We start from the raw sequence: 23,734 nt of genomic DNA, 5'->3' as shown, positions 1-23,734 counted from the left end.
GGCTGGCTGGTGGCAAACTGCTCGGCAAGCCCAATCCTGGCCCAGTATAGCAACAGATCCTTTAGATTGTGGGCGATCGAATAACTAGAATAAAATTCCTTTGTAAACGAGGAATTGGATAAAATCCGAATCCAAAGCAAGCTCAAAGGCAAAGGTAGCAGATTTATTGTTCTGAGGAATGGTGTAGATTTAAAAGAAGAGGAGCGGATTAAATCGGCTACAGTTTTAAGTCAATTTAAGCGGATTAAGCTTGTCTAGAAATTTAAAGAAGCATTAAGAGATATTTTTGAAAGTCATCATAGTGTGGAAACAGGGGGAAAATCACTGCTTGAATGGATTAAAAAAGCACAACCGATTTACAGTGATACTTTAACCATGCTTCGCAATCATATCGATGGAATTTGTAACTATTTCTTGAACCGAACAATGAGTGGTGTTAGGTCAGAAATCAACAATCATCTCAAAGTGATTAAGCGTCAAGCCTATGGATTTGTTAATTTTGAAAATTTTCTATCTCGACTGTTAGCTTGCTTTTCTAATTAATTTTTCCGATCGCCGCAAACCAGAAGACCGTGAATCTTTACAAGTTAGCTATGGCAGAAATTGAAACCTGGATCGATCGCCTCCCCAATCTTCAAAAAGGGTTTGTGGAAAGTTTCTCTAAACCCCCATAGCTGTTGGATAGTTTTTGAAGATTGGGGAGTTTCTTACCTCTCAATTGTATTGAATTTTGTACATTTGAAATAAGTCGCCGCTTTGCTTTTTTACTACTTTAGCGCCCGCAGCTTTTATCAGTTTTTCCCAGTCTTCTATTGTCTCTAAAAATACTTCCCCTGCTCGATAAGTTTCCAAAATTGCCCAGTCTTCTGCTAGAGGTGCATTGGGGTTGAGAACATCAAATACAAAGTGACCGCCCGGTTTTAAAACTCGCTTGACTTCTCCCATGACAATATTCCAATAGTCTATGGGATAGTAACAGCTAAAGCCTGTAGCAAGGCATAAATCGAACTGATTCTCTTCGTAATTCAACTTGTGGGCGGGGGCCCATTCTACGCCTTTGAACAGCTTAGAATTGAGCTGGGGGCCGCGAGCGTTTAATGCGTCTCGCGCGGCGCTGCTGATTTCTTGACCGTAAAAATATGCTTCCCACTCCCGCCAAGGGTAGATGAGAAAGCTGACTCCGCAGCCAATGTCTAGACAGCGCTGGTTTTTTTGAGGTTTGGCAATTTTCCAGAAGGGAGATACTGTTTTTGCTTGGAGGGTTCCGGCGACTGATTCTAGGAAAATTGGCATTGCTTCGACTTCTTCGGGTAGGGCGAATGCTTCTCCTTGATATTCGCGATCGAACCGAGTGGCTACTTGCGACAGTAAAACTTGCCAGCTATCTGATTTTCCTTTGGCAAACCAAGTCTGCTCTTGACCTGCAACTGGGTGCTCCGACTTTTTAGACATTCTTGGATTACCTTCTAGAGCCTTTGAGTGCTTTTGTAAAGTTTTGACGGTAAGGCTTATTAAAAATTAACGCGGGCCACAGCAGGGACAGTTTCATGCGGTTTGCAAAATTTCTGTCGAAGTTAGTGCGATCGAAACCGCTCCAAAATTTCCAAATACCGCCGCCGTAAGCGACTAGCAACACCAATCCAATTAACGGTTCCATGAAATAACCCCCTAAGCGACTGATTGGATTTTGAGTTAGCGAGGCAAGGCTCTACTCTTAATCTATCATTTATCGGACGGCTTGGCGCAGGGATACCCGTAGCAATTCCACCTTCAGCTAGATACTTCAAAATCGCTGATGGTGGGAAGCTTAAAAATATAGCAGAAGTCATTAGTCATTAGTCATTAGTCATCAGTCAGCAGTGCTGTATCCTCGATCGAGCGCTGCGATCGATCATCAGTCATCAGGAAGAAGGAAGAAGCAATATTCAGTAAGGGTTTGAGCAATTGAGAACGTCCTAAAGGTCGGGCGCGGTTGCTATAACAGCCAGGAAAGAGCTTTCAGAGTGCAAGCAAGAAGCGACTTTTGCTAAAAGTCGAGGTGGCAAATCCTGATTCGGTTGAAATTCGGTTGCTGTTGGGGGACGACTTCGCTTTTTGGGACTTCGCAGGCGTGCAACTACTTAAAGATAATTAACTAAGAATTGATAGCGGTGCCCCACAGGTTACAGCAGGCAAACTTTTTCTAGCGGACAATGACGGTAGATAGCTTTCAAAGCAAGGAGGATTTTATGCGTGCAGTGCTGATGGCTGGGGGGTCGGGAACGAGGCTCAGACCCCTAACGTGCGATTTGCCTAAACCGATGGTGCCGATTCTGAATCGCCCGATCGCAGAACACATTATCAATTTGCTAAAAAGGCATCACATTACGGAAATTATTGCTACCCTGCACTACCTTCCTGATGTGATGCGCGAATATTTTACTGATGGGGCAGAGTTTGGCGTTCAAATGACTTACGCTGTGGAGGAAGACCAACCGCTGGGTACGGCTGGTTGCGTCAAAAATATTGCTGAATTGCTCGATCGAACTTTTCTGGTGATTAGCGGCGACAGCATCACAGACTTCGACTTGACAGAAGCGATCGAATTTCACCACCGCAAGCAATCCAAAGCCACATTAATTTTAACTCGCGTTCCTAACCCGATGGAATTCGGGGTGGTGATTACCGAGGAAAATTACCGCATCAGCCGCTTTCTGGAAAAGCCCTCTAGCAGCGAAATTTTCTCCGATACCGTCAATACGGGAATCTACATTTTAGAACCCGAAGTCTTGGACTACCTGCCGGCAAATCAGGAGTGCGACTTCTCGAAAGACTTGTTTCCGTTGCTGCTGGAAAAAAACGAGCCGATGTACGGTTACGTGGCCGAGGGTTACTGGTGCGATGTCGGACAGTTGGATGTTTACCGCGAAGCTCAATACGACGCGCTGCGAGGAAAAGTCAAGCTGGATTTGAGTTACTACAACGAAGTTCGATCGGGGCTTTGGGTAGGTCAAAATACTTTTATTGACGATAGCGCGATCGTCGAAGTACCGGCGATGATCGGTAATAATTGCCGGATTGCAGCCCGAGTTAAAATCGATGCGGGTACAGTAATCGGAGATAACGTGACAGTAGGGGCCGACGCTAACCTCAAACGTCCGATCGTCTGGAACGGAGCAATTATCGGCGAAGACGCTCACATAACAGCCTGCGTGATTTGCCGCAGTACCCGGATAGACAGGCGCGCCCACATCCTCGAAGGCGCTGTGGTCGGTTCAATGTCGATCGTGGGAGAAGAAGCACAAATCGGCCCTTCCGTGCGCGTCTGGCCGAGCAAAAATATTGAATCCGGCGCTTTGTTAAATCAAAATTTAATTTGGGGAGAACAAGCTAAGCGAAATTTATTCGGTCAGCGCGGCGTTCAAGGACTGGCCAATGTGGATATTACCCCGGAATTTGCGGTGAAATTGGGTGCGGCTTACGGCTCGACTTTGAAACCGGGGACTTCGGTATCGGTTTCTCGCGATCAGCGCAGTATTTCGCGGATGGTTTCGAGGTCTTTGATTGCGGGTTTGATGTCGGTGGGAATTAATGTAGTCAATTTGGAATCGACGGCTATTCCGATCGCCCGCACGGTTACATCTACGATCTCAATTGCCGGTGGGATTCACGTTCGCATTTCGCCCGATCGCTCCGACCACATTTTAATTGAATTCTTTGATATCAAAGGCATCAATATTACTAAATCGGCTGAGAAAAAAATCGAGGGCGCTTATTTTAAGGAAGATTTACGCAGAGCTCTAATTCCCGAAATTGGAGAGATGTCGTACTTTAACCAAGCTCTCGAAATTTACAACCGAATGTTTGAGCGGCAGATGAATGTTGAAGCAATACGCTACAGCAATACTAAGGTGGTAATCGATTACGTTTACGCGGTTTCTGGGGCAATTCTACCGCAAGTGCTCGCTAAGTTCGGCTGCGATGCGGTGGTGCTCAATGCGAGTCTCAAGCAGACTTCTCTGAGCAACGGTGAACGGGAATATTTGCTCGACCAACTCGGCCGAGTGGTGAAAGCACTCAGCGCTAATTTTGGGGTGCAGGTGTCGGCCAATGGCGAACAGCTCATTTTGGTAGATGAGTCTGGGATAGCGATTCGTGGGGAAATGCTGACGGCGCTGATGGTAAATTTGATGCTGACTGCTAATCCGAAAGGTACAGTAGTAGTGCCGGTGAATGCGTCTTCGGCGGTGGAGGCGATCGCCCGCCGCTATCAAAGCAAGGTAATCCGCACGAAGGCGAACCCAACGGCTTTGATGGAGGCCGCTAACAGAAACCCGAATGTAGTTTTGGGCGGTAGCGGCAGTATGGGTTTTATTTTCCCGCAGTTGCATCCGGGGTTTGACGGAATGTTCTGCATTGCTAAAGTGATAGAAATGATGACGATTCAGGAGCGATCGCTCGGACAGATCAAAGCCGAACTTCCCCGCGTCACCCACCGCAGTTACAGCGTCCGCTGTCCTTGGACTGTCAAAGGTTCCCTGATGCGGCATTTAGTAGAAACTCATGCGCCCGATCGTTTAGAATTAGTAGATGGAGTGAAGATTTTTAACTACAGCGACGACAATTGGGTATTAGTTTTGCCCGATGCTAGCGAACCCACAGTTCATATCTTCGCGAACAGCGAAGACCGAGATTGGGTATCGGAAACTTTGAAGGAGTACCGCGCCTTCGTTCACGATTTTGTCACTCAAACCGAGGCTGCGGTTCTCCAAGATACCTTTGGTCGTAATGAATAATTGGGAATTGGGAATTGGGAATTGGGAATTGGGCGGAGCGAAGCGGAGGGATTGGGAATTGGGAATTAGGAATTGGTAACAACTAATAGCCAATAGCGCAGAAAAATTAACAGACAAGATTGTCAAAATAACAAACTATTCAGTAATATCTCTGCGTTTTTCTGCGTTAAAAAGTTGTTTTCCTCTCTCATCAAAGATTTATGCAATTGTTAGTCTAACATCCTGAATTCGCAAGTGCGATCGCCAATTTCTAATCAACAAATGCCAACGATATTTTGTCAGCTCGATTGAGCGCAATAATATTCGTCGTCGTCGTTCGTAGTGCGAACCGTTTTTGTTATAATAATGTACAGTACGCGATCCGATCCAATTTCCAATTTCCAATTCTCAATTCCCAATTACGCAAAGATAACAGATGAATAGCTGCATTTTAATGGCGGAAATAACTCAACAACCGCAACTCCGTTATACTCCAGACAATCAAGTTCCAATCGCTGAGATGCTGGTGCAGTTTCCCGGCCCAAAACCTGAAGATCCGCCCGAACGTTTGAAGGTGATAGGATGGGGTAATTTGGCTCAAGAAATTCACGATAAATATCACGAGGGCGATCGGGTGATTATTGAAGGTCGGCTGGGTATGAATACGATCGAAATAGATGGTATTAAAGAAAAGCGCGCTGAACTGACAGCCCAAAGGATTTACAGTGTCGGCGCCGATGCGATGAGCGCTGCACCAGCAGCTAGAACTGCCCCGGAACCGACTCAAATTCGCGACACACCCCCGGCTAATGTGCCGAGCAATGTGGTTCCCATGAGTTCCCGAGGTCGCAGTTCTAACAACGCTCCAGCCCCTGCTAACCGCCCGTCTAGCTCGGATTGGAACTCGCATCAGTCTTCTTCTGAGTCCGATCGCCAGTCGGGTTCGTCTAACGAAGCTGATAATCCCGATTACGATCCGATTCCTTTTTAATCACAGCCGTAGGGTGCGTCACTTTCGGGTTGTTCGAGACTCCGCCGGAATGTTGAGAGTGACGCACCATCTATCTTTGACTCCGACGATCGCACAATTTCCACTCCAAAAACGCGAGCAAACTGTGCAATAACAATCGCCCTAACTCGATCGACCTCAATTCCCGGTATAAATTGCTCCAAACTGCCAACCGGTCGATCGGGAATCCCGCAAGGTACGATTTGTCCAAAACCTGTTAGATCCGGGCAAACATTTAAAGCAAAACCGTGCATCGTAATCCAGCGGCTGACTTTAATCCCGATCGCCCCCACCTTGGTACCATCCACCCAAACGCCAGTCATACCCGCAACCCGCGAACCCTTCAGCCCGCAAACTTCCAACACTCCCAGCAGCACTTCCTCCAACTGTCGCAAATACCAGTGCAAATCCTGCTGGTGACGGCGCAAATTTAAAATTGGATAGCCCACCAACTGGCCCGGACAGTGGTAAGTCACCTCACCGCCCCGCTCAACTCGGTGCAATTCCGGCTGACTGCGATCGGGGTCAAATTTCAGAAATTCCAACTTCGAGCCCAGCCCCAAAGTGTAAACCGGCGGATGTTCCAGCAAAATCAGCACATCAGGCAAATCAGGATTTTCCCGGCGCTCTTGCACCAGTTTTTGCTGGATTTCCCAAGCTTGGGAGTAAGGTACTTGTCCCCAATCGAAGAGCAAGCAGGGTTGTGCATTTAGGTTTTGAGGGATAATAGGGGAAAGCATGAAAAAAATCAATAGTGTTTTTACGGAATATTGGTGCAGTTTAAATCAAGAATTGTCAACATATAAAAAAGATTTGAAAGAAAAGTGTTTTGTTTAATACATAATGCTATTGTATAAACTATACCCAAGTTACAGAAGGGAGGGAGCTCTATGAAGCTTGTTATCCAGGGTAAAAATATAGAAATCACCGATGCGATTCGCGAGTACGTCAATCAAAAGATTGAAAAGGCAGTTAGCCATTTTCAAACTTTGACTACAGAAGTCGATATTCATCTATCGGTGGCTCGTAACCCCAGGATCAATCCTAAGCAGACTGCTGAGGTGACAATTTATGCTAACGGTAGCGTGATTCGAGCTGAAGAAAGCACGGAAAGCCTTTATGCCAGCATCGATTTGGTTGCCGACAAGATCGCTCGTCAACTGCGGAAATTTAAGGAAAAACGCCACGACAACAAAATCCAGAGTAGTCCCAAAACAATTGCGGTAGTTGATGAACATCCTGTAGCATCGGATTTGATTGGCGATCGAACTCCCGAACTTCCTGCCGAGGTAGTGCGGACTAAGTATTTTGCCATGCCTCCAATGACTGTACAAGATGCTTTGGAACAATTGCAGGTTATCGATCACGATTTCTATATGTTCCGCAATGCGGAAACAGACGAAATTAACGTGCTCTACGAACGCAAGACTCACGGTGGCTATGGAGTTATCCAACCGCGCAACGGCAACGGTAATAGCAAACATAGCAAAACAGCCGAAAGCGCTGCACATTAAAAATCTAGTGTTGGGAAAAGCTAGATAATTTCTAATTGTTAATGGCTGCAAGTCGTTAGCAAGAAAAAACTAAAGTCTTCACTACGAACCTTTCGTTCGTAGTAAGGACTTTAGTTTTTTCTTGGTTTGGATTTTTAGGGAGCATCTCAGTTTGGCAAAAAGCATTTTTTTATTATAAGTAATCGCACAGAATTAATTACATACAGCTTCTTTACGGAGGAAGGCTTGTAGCCAAATTTTTGTGTAATTAATTGTGTTCCACTATTTAGTGCGATCGTCCTCGCTCGCGTATTGTACAAACTCGCTATTCGGGGACGCTCGCACGCTCAAATGCCACACTGAAATGCTCCCGATTTTTAGACAGTAAGGAAAAAGTGAAATCCTCGCTACAAACAATAGGATGAACAATTATGCTATTGGAATTAAGACAACTGAAGATTCAACCGGGTCAGCAATTACTGGTGGAGGATGTGAACTGGCAACAATTGGAAAGTATTTTAGCGGAATTGGGAGAAAGTCGTGCTTCCCGAATTTCCTATAGTAACGGACTATTAGAAATTATGGTTCCCCTACCCGAACATGAAAAAGCCAAGGAAATAATTGGCGACATGGTAAAATTTTTATTGGAAGCACGACAAATAGCATTTGAGTCTTTGGGTTCGACAACGTTGAAAAACGAACGCATGAGTCAGGCTGTAGAACCGGATACCTATTTTTACATTCAAAATTAAGCAGCAGTTATCGGTAAAAATCGCCTGGATATGAGTGTAGATCTGCCACCAAACTTAGCTATAAAAATCTATCTCACCTCTCGCACGCAGTTGGATAATTATCAATTTCTCGGAATCCCGGAACTTTGGCGGTACGCGCGGCGAGGGCTACAAATTAATGTCTTGCAAGCCGAACAATATATTGAGTCTGAGGTGAGTCCGAACAGAGTTACATGGAAGACTGCGCGAAAAAGTCAAAAAAAAACACAGTGGACGACCTTGAACACGATCGATTCACAAGCAGTGAAGAACACTTGTATTGAAGGGTGTTGAATCTAAAGGTTTTTGTTTTTACAAAGCGACAAATGGGATGAAAAGACATCTAGCTGTAGATATATTAGGCTTTCCTTTCTTCACTCACTGCACTCCTGCTAATGTATCTTATGACCAGCGTATGGATTGAGATGCTGTCCCAAAATATTAATTACTTCAAATCTAAACCGCTGGAACTTCCAAAAATTACCATCTTGCTAGATAATGGTTATCATCCTGACAAGCTGACCCAAGCATTGGAACTGATTTACCCTGCAATCATGACCAAGCTACAATTTCAACTCTCACCTAAACCGTCGAAAGCAGAAAAGGAAGCCAAAGGCAAGTCAGGATTTGTGCCAGTTAAGGCTAGGTGGGTGATTGAGAGATCTAATGCTTGGCTCGCAAGCGATGTAAAAGCTTAGTCAAAAACTTTGACCGGACATTTGAACGGGCAAATGCCAAGCTCCAGCTTGGTTTTATCCCCTTGAGTGTCAAAGGATTAGCTGTAAGGAATGAAAGATCTCAAATGGGTTCTGTATTATTTATAAAGCTATGTGATTTCAATCACAAAATAACTTTACAAAATCTTTAAAAATAAAAGTACAGAGTTATGTTACCTATTTTCAGGGTATGAAGACCATGACAGTAAGTTCTGCTAGCCTCCCCAAAATCTCTGTGGAGGCGATCGCCCAGCGCGTCTTTGCCTTTCGCCAAATTACTCCCCTCGACAGACAACTGCTTCACTCAGCAGTCCTCAACGGGCTAGACAAAAAGGATCAATTTTACATTAACCGATTGTGTGAGGGCATCCAAAACGGATTGATTCTGGTTGTGGAATAACTGGCCTGCACTATCTCTGACTAGATTGAGAAGTTATTCTAAAATTTATGTTCGAGTCTGTATCTGCTGGAACTCAGTTCGGACAGTATTTTTTTTTTGCGATCGATCGACATCAGAACTAATCATATTTAAATATTATCGATCGAACTTTAACAACCAAAAACCTGTATAAGTCATACCGCTGTCATCAGGCTGCACTAACAAAAAATGCAATCCTTTACTTAATTGCTGGCGCTGTTGGTAAATTTCTGCCGCCGCCTTCACCTCGCTATCTTCAAAAGTAGCCACAACCCACCTCTCTGCCAATCCAGCTTCCAAAATCAATCCATCTGGAGCACCAGCAATATAATTCAAAGCAAAAGGTTTCACATCCTGAAGCCATTTAGCCAACCGCATCGACTGTCGCCCGCCGTCAATCACAACACCGGGCACTGGTACTGTGGAAGCTAAGCCCAAAGTCAGCGGTAGCAGCAATTCAGGCATTTCCAATATTGGTATGGGACGTTCTTGAAAAGCTTCTACAATATCGCCTGCGGCTAGGGAAGCAAAACGCCAGCCATCACCCCAAAGGTTTTGGGGTAAAGGAACCGGCGGCGGAGTCTCAAGGGCGATCGGGCTGTAATTTTCGGCTGTATAATTAGGCATACTCGAATATTCTTCTGCCCGTTTTTGTAGCAGCAATTTCAAAGCCGCAGTGCGACGAGTCGCTTCTACTTTGATACCCAAAACCTTGCCCGCAGCTTCGATCAAACTGAGAGATTGAGGCCTAAATACTTGAATCAAATCCGGCAAATTCTGAATTTGAGCTTGCTGGTGCAACTGCGCCGCCAGCCAATTAGAATTAGCTTCCGACTGGCTGCAAAAAGCGCTAAATTGAAAAGTTTGTGCCCCGTCGCAAATTAATAATTCCCACAATGGTTTACCTGTTTCGTCTTGCAGGGGGCGGCGGTAAAAATCGGCTTGCCAAATACGCATGGGAGTTAAAAAATAAAATCTACAACTCAATAATTTTAATATAACCAGGGAACACTGCATTTTTTTTAAGAAAATCCTACACGGTAATCCGCAGTAAGGGTAAAAAACTGGCTTCTTTGTCTGGAGTGCATCCGAGACTGTATAAAAAAACCAGTTTCTTCGATGTTGATGCGATCGCGCACTGTATTATTTAAGATGGTTAACCAAATACATATCCATTTCGCCCTTATTTTTAGCAAGGATTTTCCCTCGATATTCACATTCACAAAAATCCTTAACTAATTCAAACGTTGCACTAGAAATATTAATTTTTCCAGGCACACCCGAAGATTCCATCCGAGATGCAGTATTAACTGTATCTCCCCAGACATCATAGGCAAACTTCTTATTCCCAATAACCCCAGCAAGTATTGGGCCTGAATGAATACCGATCCTGATATCCCAATAAGGAATGTTTTGTTGAGCTTTATGCACTTTTCGCAACTCCATAAATTGTTGAATTTCTATAGCTCCGAGTACAGCATCAAAGGCGTGTGTTGCCCTTGGGACAGGAATTCCCGCCGCACACATATAGCTGTCGCCAATAGTTTTTAATTTTTCCAGACAATATTTATCCATCACGCGATCGAAATAAGAAAAACAATAGTCTAGTTCGTCAACTAACTCTCGCGGAGTCATCTTTTCAGATAACTTAGTAAAGTCTTGAAAATCCGTAAACAAAACCGATACGCAATCATAATGAACGGGTTCCACTTTGCCGTTATTTTTGAGTTCCTCGGCAATTTCAACCGGGAGTACGTTCAACAGTAGCTGGTCGGATTTGTGCTTTTCGGCATCGAGTTCCAAATACAGATTATTCATCTCTTTAAAGCGTTCGGCATTGCGGATTGCTGAGGATAGTTGCAAAGCCAAAAGATAGCCAATCCGCAGGTCTTCTTGAGTGTAAGATCGCGGCTTGGTTGTGGCAAAATTAATTGTTCCTAAAACCTTACCTTCGCTTTCCAAAGGAAGAATAATTTGCGAAGCGTAGGGCGACAAAATAGCAGTAGCACCGGCTTCTTGAATTAATTGAGGTTGACGTGTTTTGAAGGCTTTGTTAATTGGGCTGCTGTCTGGTAGGGCAGCAATCTCTATAGGGATATGCTTGCCAAATAAAGTCGTGCAAGTGCTAGAGCTGTGCAGGCAAACGCTACAGTGTTCAAAGTCTAGCAGCCATTTGGCTTGCTTGCCTACTACCCGCAAAATCTGATTGAGATCGAGGGTGCGGTTAATGGCAGTGGCAATTTCGTTGACGGCTGCAATGCGGATAGAAAGCGCCTGAGTTTCTGCTAACAAACGGCGGGCAGTTAACAAAAGTTCTTCTCGGTCTTGCTGTTCTAGCCGTTCGCCCATAATAGGGGTATGAGATTATAGATCAATACTGTTTACTTAAGACGATCCAGGCGGTAAAAGATTATGAAAAATTAATCAATACTGCGATTGCTTCGTTCTTCGTTCCGGGAGCATCTGAAGTTTTGCAAAAAGCATTTTTTTATTGAGCGTGCGAGCACCTCAAGAACTCGCGAGTTGTACAATACGCAAGTTCTTGAGATGCTCGCACTATAAATGCAAAACACCAGATGCTCCCCCTTCGTTTTTCTCTTGGGAAAATCTTAAGTGAACCGTAGTGGATTATAGATTATAAAGCATCAATTTCTAGGGCAATTGCATCGGTATATCGATTGACAAAGCTAAACAAATCTGCTGTGGCAATAATCTCAAAAATTTCCGCATCATCTAGCCCTAAATCCCGCAGATTTTGGTAATGAGCTTCTGTCATTTCCAGGGGTTTTGTAGCCGCCAGCAAGCCAAAGCTAATGACAGCTTTATCGCGTTTTGGCAGAGGGCAGTTGGCAAAGTCAGAAACTAGGGTTCGCAGGACTTCTTCGCTCATCCCCAAGGCAGACAATCCGTGCAGGTGAACTTGGAGAGCGTACTCGCTGTTATTGAATTGGGAAATAGCGACACCGACCATTTCTTTAAGAGTTCTGGGTAAGTCTCCTTGCAGGATTGTTCCCCGGAATTTTTTCCAATTTGCTTCTAATAAGTCTGGGTTGATTCCCATTGACTTGAACAGGTTGGGGACGATACCAAACCCCAATTCTGTCAAGATTTCTTCGTAGACTTCCTTGGCTTTAGGATCTGTAATTTCCTCGTATTCGATAAGTGGAAAGTGTGTCATGGTTTTATGGAAGTTTACGACTGTTAGGTGTGGTTGGGATTGCCGCAGTTTTTATGTAACGCCACCGCAAGGGTTGCGTTACCAAATCTTTTGGCTTTAGTAGGATTGATGATAAAATGCACCGCTGTCAGCAAACCGCGAATTTTGAAAATGAGCTAGCAACAAATCTAACTTTTGAGGATAAATTAAATTTACTATTATAGCAATGCTTGGAGCAAATAAAACTCTGTTACGATCGCGTCTGATACTAATATTAAACTGTCTCAAGAGCTAGCGTCAACCACCGGCAGTCGATCGCGCGCGTGGGGCGAAATTTCAGCAAAACTCTTGAATTGGATACTACGGCCCGGTTCGCGAATTTTCCGGCAAAAAACACTACGTTCGATCGCCCGATCAAACTCCACAAATTCGAGCTCATCTGATGCAGCAGGGCGCAGAAGGGAAAAAACAAAATGCTGTGCGATCTAGTTTATTTAATTGGCAGTTTGGGCGATCGACAACCCATCGCCCAGACAAGCTACGCTAATGCCTGCAACAAGAGTTATTATAATAAGCTGTAAACTTTTATCTTTGTCGCTGCATTTATGAACCCTGCCCTTACTCAGTTTGGCGCTCAGATGTCCCACCTCACCGGCGTGCGGGCGATCATGAAAGATATTATTGAAACTCTCAGAGCCGGCAGCGGGCAGGAGTTTATCAATTTGAGCGCGGGAAATCCGGTGATTTTGCCCGAAGTCGAGAAATTGTGGCGCGATTGCACGGCCGAACTTCTGGCGAGCCCGGAATACGGCGAAGTGGTTTGCCGCTACGGTTCCAGTCAAGGCTATCAGCCGTTAATCGATGCTGTAGTGACGGATTTTAACCAGCGTTACGGACTGAATTTGACGGATCGCAATGTCCTAATTACTCCCGGAAGTCAATCAATTTACTTTTACGCAGCCAACGCTTTTGGCGGCTACACTGCACCGCGAACACAGATTGCCGATCCTAATTCCCAAATCCCAAATTTCAAATCGATCGTCCTACCGCTGAGCCCAGACTACACCGGTTACGGCGGCGTGAGCTTAATTCCCGAAGCGGTAATCGCTTGCAAACCCACCCTCGATATTGATGCAGCGGCGCACAGATTCAAATACCGGCCGGATTTCAGCCAACTGTCGATCGACCAAACCACCGGTTGCGTCATCTTTTCCCGTCCCTGCAACCCCACCGGCAACGTTCTCACCAACGACGAAGTTCAAAAAATAGCAGATTTAGCCGCTGTTTTCGACGTGCCGGTGTTCGTCGATTCCGCCTACGCCCCTCCTTTCCCCTCCTTGAATTTTACGGAAATGACACCGATTTTCGGCGGCAACATCGTGCATTGCATGAGTTTGTCAAAAGCGGGATTGCCGGGAGAAAGAATCGGAATTGCGATCGGCGATCGAAACATTATTCAAATATTAGAATCTTTTCAGACCAATATGTGCATTCATTCGCCGAGATACGGACAGGCGATCGCCACACGCGCCATTAATTCCGGCGCTCTTGCCGACATTTCCTTCAACGTAATTCGCCCGTACTATCAAAGCAAATTTGCGATCGTAGAAACCACCTTAGAACAATCGATGCCGAAGGATTTGCCGTGGTTCTTGCACCGAGGCGAAGGAGCAATTTTTGCGTGGTTGTGGCTGAAAGATTTGCCAATGACGGATTGGGAACTATACCAAAAATTGAAAGAAGTCGGCGTAATAGTCGTGCCGGGAAGTTCTTTCTTCCCCGGTTTGCGGGAAGATTGGCAGCACAAACACGAATGTTTGCGAATTAGTTTGACTGCGACAAATGATGAAATTGAGACTGCGATGAAACGATTGGCTCAACTCGTGGAAAAAGTTTATCGCGGCTAATAGGAATACGCTCGAACATATAGTTTCTCAGTTAGCGGAAACAAGCATATGAATATCGATGTTTTACTCCGGTAGATTTCGATTATAGGTTATATCGTGTCCGGTCGATCGACCGCACAGATCCGTTTTGATTATAGTAATCGACCCGACATGATATTAGACCTCTGGCACTAAATCGCCTTCAATTCCTTCAATTGTCTGCGTTATATCGTTTCCGGTAGCATCGGAATGATTTAACCGGTGCTAGGGCGCAGAGAACACAGAGGAAGACAAGAGAGAGATGAATACAGAACTATGAAGCGCGGATTTGATCTGACTCGATTTTATAATTCCGATGCTACCGGATTTGATATTAATCGGCGTCGATCTGCCTGATATCTGCGGTTTCCGTATCGATCTGTGATATCAAATCCGGTAGCACTCCTCATGATGTTAACTGTTAACAGTCAACAGTCAACAGTCAACAGTCAACAGTCAACAGTCAACAGTGAATTTACTATTCTGATGCTACCGGATTGGATATGATTTAGGAAGCTAATCTGTTGTAGAAAACGGGTGCATCTCCGGCATTTTAAAAAGCCCTATTATAAAGCTCCTGCACAGATGTTCCCATAAAAAACCTTCGCAATTTTACAATTAAATTACCCGATAAACAAAACTCAAACTTGCCCAAACATTCACATCCAAAGCCAAATCATCAGTGGAAATTCCCAACTTCTCCACACCCGGAATGCTAGCATTGTGCAAATCTTCCAAGACGGCCTGCGCGACAATTAAAGGATTCAACAATTCTCGGATTGGTGAAGCATTCCTCACTTGCAGCATTCCTTCCTCGATCGCCGTCTGAGTTCGAGTGAAGGGTTTTTCACTAAATATAATTAGAGTTTCCCCCAGTCCGATCGGGCCCGATACCGCCCAGCCGAAAGTCCCAGCGCCCGGTACACTCAAATTCTCCCCAGGGGCGATCGCCACCGACATCGCTCCGGGATCATTTTCGATCTGAGAATTCATTACCAACAGGTGTCCGGCATTATCCGACGAAAACACCGCAGCATACACCGGGCGATCGCTTTCGTTAAACAGTCTGTACTGAATTCGATCGCCCTTGTGGACGCTGAGCATATCGATATTTGCCAATTTCTCGCTGTCTGCGCTCATGGGCTGCAAGCGATAAGTGCGATCGGCTCGCACCGGCTCCCGCTGCACCATCACCTTGGCTTGCGGGGCCATAGTTGACAGCACCGCCCGCACCTTCAGTCGCGAAGACCCCTCATTGACAGTCAGCCGCAGCAACTTCGTCGCCAGCAACGCTTTCAACTGCGGAGCCAAGCGCTGCACGGCCACCTTCACCGCTTCTCCCCCGTCGCCCTCGGTGTCGGGAACCGGCCTTTGGGCCAGAGAAAACAAGCCGTAGCGCCGTTGATACAAAACAGGCCGATCCGACGAAGTTTCAGCTAAAATCGTTTCCGGGACTCTACCAAACCGATAGTCAGCAGGTTGGTCGCTCCCTACCACCGAAACTTGCGGCACAGTCGCAAAGCCACTCGTAGCGTCTACCCGCTCGATGCGTTCCAAACCAGAGTCCAAAGCTACTGTCAAACCGATGTTTCGCGGCAATACCCTAATTTCTTCCCTCACGAGTTCGCCGGCGGTTAATTGTCTGTTTGGGCGATCGCCCCCGTCTAAAATTTGAGCTTTAGCAGAAAAGCCCGTGCGAGCCTGCACCAAAAGTAGTGAAGTGTACCCATCGCCTAGGGAATCGCCCTCGATCGATGCAGCAGGCGAACCCACAGCAAATACCGAGTTCCCCGCCCATTCCAAAACCCCCGCCGACAAACCGCCGAGCCACAACTGCACAGTTTTGCCGCCATCTTCCACCGCCGTTACAGCGCCATCAGCCGCCGCAGAATTCAACATTAAATTTGAAAAATTAACTGCTGGCGGTGCCGTTAAATTGTCATGGCGAATTTGCGGTTGTTGCAATAACCCCGCCATTTCCTCGACAGTACCCGCGGCGCGACTGAAACTGACGCTGAAACTACTAGCGGGAGTTGCTAACCACAGAGTTTGGGTGAGGGCGTAGGTAAACAAACCAGCGGTAAATCCGTTCCATTGTTGTTCGGCGGCGAGTTGGGAATTCGCAGCAGCAGCAAGTACCGCGGCCGCCGGACGGAGATTTGATCTCGATCTGAGGCCTTGGGCAAACGTTAATTCTCCGATGCTTTGCTGGCCGATGGTGGAGCGCGGACGGGAGCGAATGCGAAAGTTGCCGTTTTTGGGCAATTTTTGATAGGTGTAGCTGGTGTCGAGGATGGCGATCGCATTTTCTGTCGGGAGCGATCGCATCAACAGCAGCAGCGTTTCCTCTGAAATATCGTTCACCGCTCGGTTTGCTAACAGCGGTACAACGTCATCCGCCGGCACCAAACTATTGTGCAATTTGCCTGGAGTGTCGATCGAACCGACTCGACTACCGCAGCCGCTAAAGTGAAAAATCACCGCATCGCCTGGTTTTGCTTGTTCGGTTAAATGAGTGACAAAAGCCGTCTCGATATTTTCCCTCGTAGCTCGATCGTCAGTCAAAGTTAGAATGTCGGACGGCGCAAATCCAAACCGATCGATCAGCAATTCCCGCTGTAATTCCACATCCGTCACGCAGCCATACAGAGGCGAGTCTGGATATTTATTGATGCCCACCAACAAAGCCAATTTACGCGCAGTCGGCTGGGCTAAGGCTTGGAGGTAGCGATCGCCCAACCGCAACCACAAAGTTTCGCTGATGCCGATCGCGGCCAGCATCCGGCCAGCTTGCTGTAAAAATTCCCGCCGCTTCAGTCCCATTTTTAAATAGCTTTTGAATTTTCTATTTTGAATTTTAACTTAAATATCCCTCAAGATTTTTTGGGGATTTAATTATATCCGGGCTGATGCAGAACCTTTGGACCTCGCCGGCGATGCACACCGCACCTTACCGCTATAAGTAACCTATCAAACCACTTTTTGCCGAATTTTTGTAGATTTTGACTGTTAATTATTCAAATATTTTTTAACTTTTAAGTTAAAATTTTTGAGTTTTAAGGTGAAATTTTCAAATTCCTCACTCAAAACTCAAATATTTTTTAACTTTTCAGAATGCCACCAATACCAAAGTTCAAGATTTAAATCTCGTAACTAAAAATATTCATAGCCTTAGCTAATTCGGCTGCAACTTCCGGTCGAGAAAACTGTGGTGGCGGCAATTTTCCAGCCCTGAGCATTTCCCGCACCTTGGTTCCAGACAAATGCACCCGTTGTTCGGGACTGCTGGGACTTGTTTTAGTTGTAGCCATTTGTTCCGTCAGCTTGCAATAGAAAGCGTGCTCGAATTTCATCGGCACAATTCCCAATTCTCCCGGCTCAAATTCGTCAAAAATGTGTTGGGCGTCGTAAGTGCCGTAATAATCGCCAACTCCAGCGTGATCGCGCCCTACAATAAAGTGAGTGCAGCCGTAGTTTTTGCGGATTAAAGCATGAAAAATGGCTTCTCTGGGCCCGGCGTAGCGCATCGCCGCCGGATTAATTGCCAAAATTACGCGGTCTTTTGGATAGTATTTTTCTAGCAGAATTTCGTAACAGCGCATCCGCACGTCAGCCGGGATGTCATCATCTTTAGTCGTCCCGACTAGCGGGTGCAGAAACAAGCCGTCTACTGTTTCTAAGGCGCATTTTTGAATGTATTCGTGGGCCCGGTGGATGGGGTTGCGGGTTTGGAAACCGACTATAGTTTTCCATCCTTTTTCTTTGAACATCAGTCTCGATTTCGCCGGGTCAATCTGGTATTGAGGAAACCGGGCGTCTAGTTCGCGTTCCAACAGCCAAACGTCGCCTGCGAGGTTCACCGGCCCGGCTTGGTCTACTACTTGTACGCCCGGGTGTTTGAGGTCGTCGGTACGGTAGACGTTGACGGCTTCTTCTTCTTTGCTGTAGCGGTATTTTTCTGCGAGTTCCAAGATGCCGACAAATTCGCCAGCCGGGGAGTCGAGGCGCACTAACGCGCCTTCTTTGAGGTTGTCGGCGACTGATTCGCTGACTGAGAGGGTGATGGGAACCGACCAAGGGATGCCGTTGGACAGGCGCATTTCTTTGACGACCGATCGATAATCAGCTTCGTTCATGAACCCTTTGAGGGGGCTCAGGGCTCCGATGGCGATCATTTGCAGGTCAGAGATCGATCGATCCGAAAGCTGAACTCGCGGCAATACTTCTGCTTTGTCAAAAAATTCTTGTCTTTGGTCTAGTGTGGCAATGCGGTTGACCAGGATGCCGCCGTGAGGGGCAATGCGGTCTAAATTCTGGCTCATGTCGATTTGAGGTTTTAGATTTAAGATGTTGGACTTTAGCTACCTATATCCTACCAAGGTGTTGTTACACTTAATCAGTTTTTCTAGTAAACTCCAGCACAGAATATACATTATATTTACAAAATATAATTTATTAGCTAGGTTATAATATTTTATAATTTTCTAACAAAATTTATCTACTTCTGGCAAAAACATTCAGGATTGACAAATCTTAAAGCTCATATTATTCATGCCAAATTAATAAACTTTTAGTCTTTAATTATCAATTCAGGGGCGAATTTCTATCGATTCAGCGAATAGATAAATCGTGAATTTAATTTGTCAGATTTACTCCATACAAGCCTTTCCTGCTGTACATTCTTAAATCATACAAACAACTCATTCTTAAAAGTTAACTGTGTTTTTTCAGATTAAAATTAGCCTCTAAATTTATATTTCTCACAATATTAGAAATGCCATATTGTTAGCGACTAAGCAGTTAGCGATCTTCATCAAATTATATCATGTTCGGTTGATTTCGACAACAAAAACCAAATATTACGATTATAATTTACTAGACTGGACATGACATTATATCAGTCGAGGGAATCACACTCGACACTTTTTTAAATAACCATAAAGTTGAGTTAATTGATGTCTTGAAAGTAGATTTTAAGGTACCAAACAAGCCCTTTTTAACTCGATCAGCGATGCCACGCTCCGCAATATTAAGCAAATAACTATCGAGTTTCACGATTTTATGCCAGGTTCTATTAGCGCTGAGGAAGTTCACACAATTGTAAACAGATTAAAAAGATTGGGTTTTGTCTGCCTCCCATTTTCATATTTGTTCTCTGACATAGATACCTGTAATTTTTGTTTATTAATACGAATCAGTGTAAAAGTCCGTATAAACACTGGGTTAATTTTCAAATTATCAACTCACTTCTCATCATATAAAAAAATAAATCATCTCTACTCCGTTAGGGAATTTATCGCCAATAAACTATTACTAAATATCGGCGATAAATTCACCGTAAAGTTAAGCGTCATCCTGTTGAAATGCAATACTATTCAAATTTATAGCTTTTATTTTTTGACAACTAGCTAGTTTGCGACCAACTTGTTATGAAGCATTTTTAGTTGCAATAATTCTTCACCCAGCAGATGAGGTAAGGGAATTTGAACTTTCTCCAGCATACTCTGAATCCGATATCTCCAATCGTGACGAGCTAAACTCTCAACATAGTTGCGTTTGTATATCGACTGAAGGCGCTGCGTGTCTTGTAAAAGTTCTTCAATTAACTCCACACTTTTCTGTGGATTGTCTGGTAACTCAATAGTTGCATCTTCCCAGTTCAGCAACTCATCATACAGAGGTGTAGTTGGACGTTTCCCAACAATCGCGCCACCAGTCGCAGCACCGTAAAACCACCGCAGCGTAATAAATGAGTAAGAAAACTTACGCATACCAGGATAGATCGTGTCAAATGCTAAGGTAATTTTACTATTTCTCAAAATATGAAATAGTAGGAGAGTATCTTCTTCATCTTGACGTTTTTCGTAAGGCAATTTCGGAAATTTTACTTGGTTCCGGGGTGTCGATCTATAGTAGATTTTTTCGGAACCAGGTTGATTGAATTTATTAAAAAAAGCCTTGTGATACTGTTCGGGTATCCGCCCAAAGCTAGTTAAATCAATGGAACGTTTGACTTGACACGAACCTTGACCAAGAACATCAGCGCCAAAAGGTATCAGCGATACTGGGATGTTAAAATGTTGCTGGAGTTCATCTATAACTTCGGGTAGCGCAACGAATAAATGATCTAAATGATAGACATTTTTAGAGTAAATGTTAGGATTCCAGGAGTCGAACACATAACCGATAACAAGATCAAAACGTTGCCGCCACTTAGGTATGCTTGATAGTAGTTCTAAATCTGAGCCTGAGATGCCAATAGTCAGTAAAACATTGGATTTGTTCGACAATTCAGGTAAAGAGGCTAACTTATAGAAACCTGTAGTAGACTTGATAGCTTTACGGACAATTCGATTAGCTAGTGGAGGCAGTTCCGATGACCACTTTAGTAAGTCCTGACCCGATGGTATCAAAAGTTTTGCGTTGCAGGTTCGTACCAGAATATTTTCTAATTCAAAAACTGTGTCCCAGAAGACGCTAGATGATAAACCCCGTGAAGAGAGTATAAAAATATTCATAGCTAGTTGCTTACCTTAGAGTAGTATCCAAAGTATTATAGAATCCATTTGATATCTTTTGTAAAATCCTTCCTTACAGGGCAACTATTCTAGCCTAAATCTAGGATTCTACTGATTCGCCCAAACCTAGTTGTGGTAATAAGTCGGGAATAGATGTCAAATGCGTTCTATAGTGTGTGTCTGGTGACTATTGTGATGAAATGTTTAAGAATATTTATTTACCGAAAAATTGGGGTAAGAGCCCCGTCATAAGCTCGACAGCTTTTCTATCTCTAAGGAAATTAAGCAATATTGAACTACGTAATATCCCTGAAATTTTGTAGTAAGATTCAATACAAGTTTTTCAACAGACTTGAGGTAAGAGGTTCTGCCCAGAAGTAGGGTAGGTAAAATTTCAAACGCACCGCGAGAATGTAGTCGAAGCAGTTCAACTGGTATAAAAAGAATCGCCCGGGGTAAAAGCCGGGGTTCAAAATGTCTGTCAGACCTAAAGAAAGAAAACCAGTTCTGGTTGTTTGGAGAAATCCAACTAGGCAGGGGATTGTCTAGTAGGAGAGAAGGTGTCAGACGGGGCTTGCTCCGCATCCTTTGCCAGTATCCTAGAATTCCCACGCCTTCAGGCCCGGGAGTGTGTCAAGCTAATTTAACGGTGGCCCGATATAATCACTGTTGTGAAACTCAGGCAGAAGGTAAAAAATGGCACAAGCAAAGATCGGAATTATCGGTGGCAGCGGTTTGTATAAAATGGCAGCCCTCCAAGATGTGGAAGAGGTAAAAATTGATACACCTTTTGGATCGCCGTCGGATGCCGCAATTGTGGGAACCTTGGACGGTACGCCCGTGGCATTTCTGGCAAGACACGGCCGCAACCACACTTTTTTGCCCTCAGAAGTGCCGTATCGGGCAAATATTTATGCAATGAAGAGTTTGGGAGTTGAGTATTTAATCTCAGCGTCGGCGGTTGGTTCTCTGAAAGCAGAGGCAAAACCTTTAGATATGGTAGTGCCGGATCAGTTTATCGATCGCACAAAAAATCGAGATTCTACTTTTTTTGGAGAAGGAATAGTCGGTCACATTACATTTGGCGACCCGATTTGCGGCGAATTGGCTAAAGTGTTGGCAAGTGCGATCGAATCCTTAGACATCCCCGATGTTACCCTGCACCGAGGCGGTACTTACGTCTGCATGGAAGGCCCGGCATTTTCCACAAAAGCAGAATCAAATCTTTACCGCAGTTGGGGGGCGACAGTCATCGGGATGACAAATTTGCCCGAAGCAAAATTAGCCAGAGAAGCAGAAATTGCCTATGCAACTTTAGCATTAGTGACCGATTACGACTGCTGGCACGAAGATCACGACAGCGTAACCGTAGAAATGGTGATTGCCAATTTGCACCGCAATGCAGAAAATGCCCAGAAAGTTATTCAAAAAACTGTACGGATGCTAACAGAAAATCCTCCTGTTTCCGAATCGCATTCTGCTTTGAAATATGCAATTCTGACTCCGCTGGATCAAGTGCCTGCCAGAACCAAGGATAAAATGGGTTTGTTGTTGAAGAAGTATTTATAGAGCAGACGCTAGAACCAGAAACCGGGTTTCTTAGATTAGTTTGGCATCCTACCAAAGATTTTTCGAGAGAAATCCGGTTTCTCAATGTTGGTGTTCCAGACGGTATTAATTAATCAACTGCTTGAACGCATCATGTTCGCGAATTTTTTCTAAATCAACTTCGGTTTTTGCTAACTGTTTACACAAATTCGGATTGAGATTGAGGGCGCGTTTTAAATTTTCAATTGCTAATTCAATTTTACCTTGTAGCGCATAGCATCGGGCTTTATTGTACCATATTCTGTAAAAATCTGGTCGAATTTTAGCAGCATTTTCGTAGGAATCGATCGCTGCTTCGTATTTTTGCAGTTTTGAGAGTGCAACGCCTCGATTGTTCCAAGCGTCAGTATAATCATTCTTGATTTGTAGGGCTTTATTGTAGGAAATTACTGCTTGTTCGTATTCCTGCATTTTGGAAAAAGCAACGCCTCGGTTGTTCCAAGCATCGGCGTAGTCGGGTTTGGCTTGGATGGCTTGTTCGTAACAGCCGATCGCCTCCGGGTACTTCTGCAATTCCAACAATACTACCCCTCGGTTGTTCCAAGCGTCGGGATACTGCGGGCGAATTGTCGTAGCTTGTTCGTAGGAGGCGATCGCCTCTGGATACCGCTGCATTCTAGTGAGCACTACTCCCCGGTTGTTCCAGGTATCTGCTAAATCCGGCTGAATTTGCAGGGCGAGATTGTAAGCTGCGATCGCATCTTCGTAGCGGTTTTCAAAGAAACAAGCATCTCCCTGTTTGGCATAGTCTCCCGCCGTCAATAACTGTTGGTAATTGCCGTAGTTAACCGGAGTAAATTCTTGAATTTGGGCGTCGGGCAATAACAAGTCCGTTTCTGCATCCGCTTGGTGACTTTGGTGTTTAATTTCCCCTAAAATGCCTTCAGCATCGGAAATTAATAGTTTTAATTGAGAGATGGTATCGTAATGGAGACTTTCGATTTCTTGGCGAGCACTTGTTGTCTGCTGGGACAATTTATTAAACAGAAACCAAACCCCGACTCCGGCTGCTGTCGGAAGCAAAGTTAAAGCAATTACCAGCCCGTTTAGCAGTGTCGCCGTGCGCCCGAAAGCAGTGTCAACTTCTTCTTGAACTCGATCGCGAATTTCTGCTTTAATTTGCTGCTCTGGCAATTGTTGCTGCACCAACAGTCCTGCCGTCCTCGGTTGTGAAGCAGAAACGCTGCAGGCGCAGACTAGAATAGTCGAAAAGGCGATCGGGCTAATACTTGCTCTAAAAATACTTGACAAACGCATTGCCTTAGTGATACGCACCTGATTTGCGATTTTCATATGTCAAGAGATGCTGGTAAGTACGATCTCAGACTAGCCCATTTGTTTACAAAGTATTAAATACAGGATATCT

General features: G+C 44.9%; 19 protein-coding genes and 1 pseudogene. 10 read left to right on the top strand and 10 right to left on the bottom strand.

Annotation, left to right across the window (positions count from 1 at the left end; translation table 11 throughout):
• Positions 1–273: 273 nt before the first annotated feature.
• Positions 274–543: pseudogene (locus tag QUB13_RS02960) on the top strand (transposase); the annotation flags it as partial.
• A gap of 171 nt (positions 544–714) precedes the next feature.
• On the opposite strand, the gene QUB13_RS02955 reads toward QUB13_RS02960, so the two are convergent.
• Together QUB13_RS02955 and QUB13_RS02950 are read right to left on the bottom strand one after the other, a co-directional pair.
• A complete protein-coding gene (locus QUB13_RS02955; protein WP_194010509.1) occupies positions 715–1,452 on the bottom strand; it encodes a class I SAM-dependent methyltransferase in 738 nt (245 codons plus the stop codon).
• 7 nt (positions 1,453–1,459) lie between these two features.
• Entirely contained in the window at positions 1,460–1,657 is a 198-nt protein-coding gene (locus QUB13_RS02950; protein WP_194070129.1) for a hypothetical protein, read from the bottom strand.
• Positions 1,658–2,228: 571 nt separating this feature from the next.
• Here QUB13_RS02950 and QUB13_RS02945 point away from each other — a divergent pair.
• Positions 2,229–4,775 (top strand): mannose-1-phosphate guanyltransferase, encoded by a 2,547-nt coding sequence (locus QUB13_RS02945; RefSeq protein WP_333113421.1) that lies wholly within the window; start codon positions 2,229–2,231, stop codon positions 4,773–4,775.
• A gap of 415 nt (positions 4,776–5,190) precedes the next feature.
• Complete coding sequence (locus tag QUB13_RS02940; RefSeq protein WP_333378796.1) at positions 5,191–5,745, top strand: single-stranded DNA-binding protein; 555 nt, start codon at positions 5,191–5,193, stop codon at positions 5,743–5,745.
• On the opposite strand, the gene lipB is transcribed toward QUB13_RS02940, so the two are convergent.
• Positions 5,742–6,503, bottom strand: a complete 762-nt coding sequence (lipB, locus tag QUB13_RS02935; protein WP_333378794.1) for a lipoyl(octanoyl) transferase LipB — start codon at positions 6,501–6,503, stop codon at positions 5,742–5,744. The genes QUB13_RS02940 and lipB overlap by 4 nt on opposite strands.
• Positions 6,504–6,653: 150 nt before the next feature.
• On the opposite strand from lipB, the gene hpf reads away from it, so the two are divergent.
• From hpf to QUB13_RS02910, 5 genes are all read left to right on the top strand, one after another.
• Positions 6,654–7,277, top strand: coding sequence for a ribosome hibernation-promoting factor, HPF/YfiA family (gene hpf / locus QUB13_RS02930; RefSeq protein ID WP_333378792.1), 624 nt, complete (start codon positions 6,654–6,656; stop codon positions 7,275–7,277).
• Between the two features lie 410 nt (positions 7,278–7,687).
• Positions 7,688–8,008: a Uma2 family endonuclease gene (locus tag QUB13_RS02925; protein WP_333087606.1), complete on the top strand. Its 321-nt coding sequence runs from the start codon at positions 7,688–7,690 to the stop codon at positions 8,006–8,008.
• 30 nt (positions 8,009–8,038) lie between these two features.
• Positions 8,039–8,320, top strand: a complete 282-nt coding sequence (locus QUB13_RS02920; protein ID WP_333378790.1) for a hypothetical protein — start codon at positions 8,039–8,041, stop codon at positions 8,318–8,320.
• A gap of 110 nt (positions 8,321–8,430) precedes the next feature.
• Positions 8,431–8,724 (top strand): hypothetical protein, encoded by a 294-nt coding sequence (locus QUB13_RS02915; RefSeq protein ID WP_333378788.1) that lies wholly within the window; start codon positions 8,431–8,433, stop codon positions 8,722–8,724.
• Positions 8,725–8,941: 217 nt separating this feature from the next.
• On the top strand, positions 8,942–9,142 hold the full coding sequence (locus QUB13_RS02910) for a hypothetical protein (RefSeq protein WP_194070115.1): 201 nt from the start codon (positions 8,942–8,944) through the stop codon (positions 9,140–9,142).
• Positions 9,143–9,277: 135 nt separating this feature from the next.
• On the opposite strand, the gene QUB13_RS02905 is transcribed toward QUB13_RS02910, so the two are convergent.
• From QUB13_RS02905 to QUB13_RS02895, 3 genes are all read right to left on the bottom strand, one after another.
• Positions 9,278–10,117 carry a Tab2/Atab2 family RNA-binding protein gene (locus QUB13_RS02905; protein WP_333378786.1) on the bottom strand — a complete coding sequence of 280 codons (840 nt, stop codon included), beginning with the start codon at positions 10,115–10,117 and terminating at the stop codon, positions 9,278–9,280.
• Positions 10,118–10,303: 186 nt separating this feature from the next.
• Positions 10,304–11,509, bottom strand: coding sequence for an adenylate/guanylate cyclase domain-containing protein (locus tag QUB13_RS02900; protein WP_333378784.1), 1,206 nt, complete (start codon positions 11,507–11,509; stop codon positions 10,304–10,306).
• Positions 11,510–11,795: 286 nt separating this feature from the next.
• Positions 11,796–12,338: a carboxymuconolactone decarboxylase family protein gene (locus QUB13_RS02895; protein ID WP_333378782.1), complete on the bottom strand. Its 543-nt coding sequence runs from the start codon at positions 12,336–12,338 to the stop codon at positions 11,796–11,798.
• A gap of 584 nt (positions 12,339–12,922) precedes the next feature.
• On the opposite strand from QUB13_RS02895, the gene QUB13_RS02890 reads away from it, so the two are divergent.
• Positions 12,923–14,224, top strand: coding sequence for a valine--pyruvate transaminase (locus QUB13_RS02890; RefSeq protein WP_333378780.1), 1,302 nt, complete (start codon positions 12,923–12,925; stop codon positions 14,222–14,224).
• 636 nt (positions 14,225–14,860) lie between these two features.
• Here the strand turns inward: QUB13_RS02890 and QUB13_RS02885 are convergent.
• The 3 genes from QUB13_RS02885 to QUB13_RS02875 form a co-directional block, all read right to left on the bottom strand.
• A complete protein-coding gene (locus QUB13_RS02885; protein ID WP_333378778.1) occupies positions 14,861–17,065 on the bottom strand; it encodes a caspase family protein in 2,205 nt (734 codons plus the stop codon).
• Between the two features lie 317 nt (positions 17,066–17,382).
• Entirely contained in the window at positions 17,383–18,564 is a 1,182-nt protein-coding gene (gene sat, locus QUB13_RS02880; RefSeq protein WP_333378776.1) for a sulfate adenylyltransferase, read from the bottom strand.
• Positions 18,565–19,650: 1,086 nt separating this feature from the next.
• Positions 19,651–20,760 (bottom strand): glycosyltransferase, encoded by a 1,110-nt coding sequence (locus tag QUB13_RS02875; protein ID WP_333378774.1) that lies wholly within the window; start codon positions 20,758–20,760, stop codon positions 19,651–19,653.
• A 696-nt stretch (positions 20,761–21,456) separates the two neighbouring features.
• Here QUB13_RS02875 and QUB13_RS02870 point away from each other — a divergent pair.
• A complete protein-coding gene (locus QUB13_RS02870) occupies positions 21,457–22,329 on the top strand; it encodes an S-methyl-5'-thioadenosine phosphorylase (RefSeq protein WP_333378772.1) in 873 nt (290 codons plus the stop codon).
• A 105-nt stretch (positions 22,330–22,434) separates the two neighbouring features.
• Here the strand turns inward: QUB13_RS02870 and QUB13_RS02865 are convergent, their stop codons facing one another.
• Entirely contained in the window at positions 22,435–23,643 is a 1,209-nt protein-coding gene (locus tag QUB13_RS02865; RefSeq protein ID WP_333378769.1) for a tetratricopeptide repeat protein, read from the bottom strand.
• Between the last annotated feature and the right edge of the window lie 91 nt (positions 23,644–23,734).

The sequence above is a fragment of the Microcoleus sp. B4-D4 genome (assembly GCF_036705185.1).
Taxonomy (GTDB): domain Bacteria; phylum Cyanobacteriota; class Cyanobacteriia; order Cyanobacteriales; family Microcoleaceae; genus Microcoleus.
This window is presented reverse-complemented; position numbering and strand designations above follow the sequence as displayed.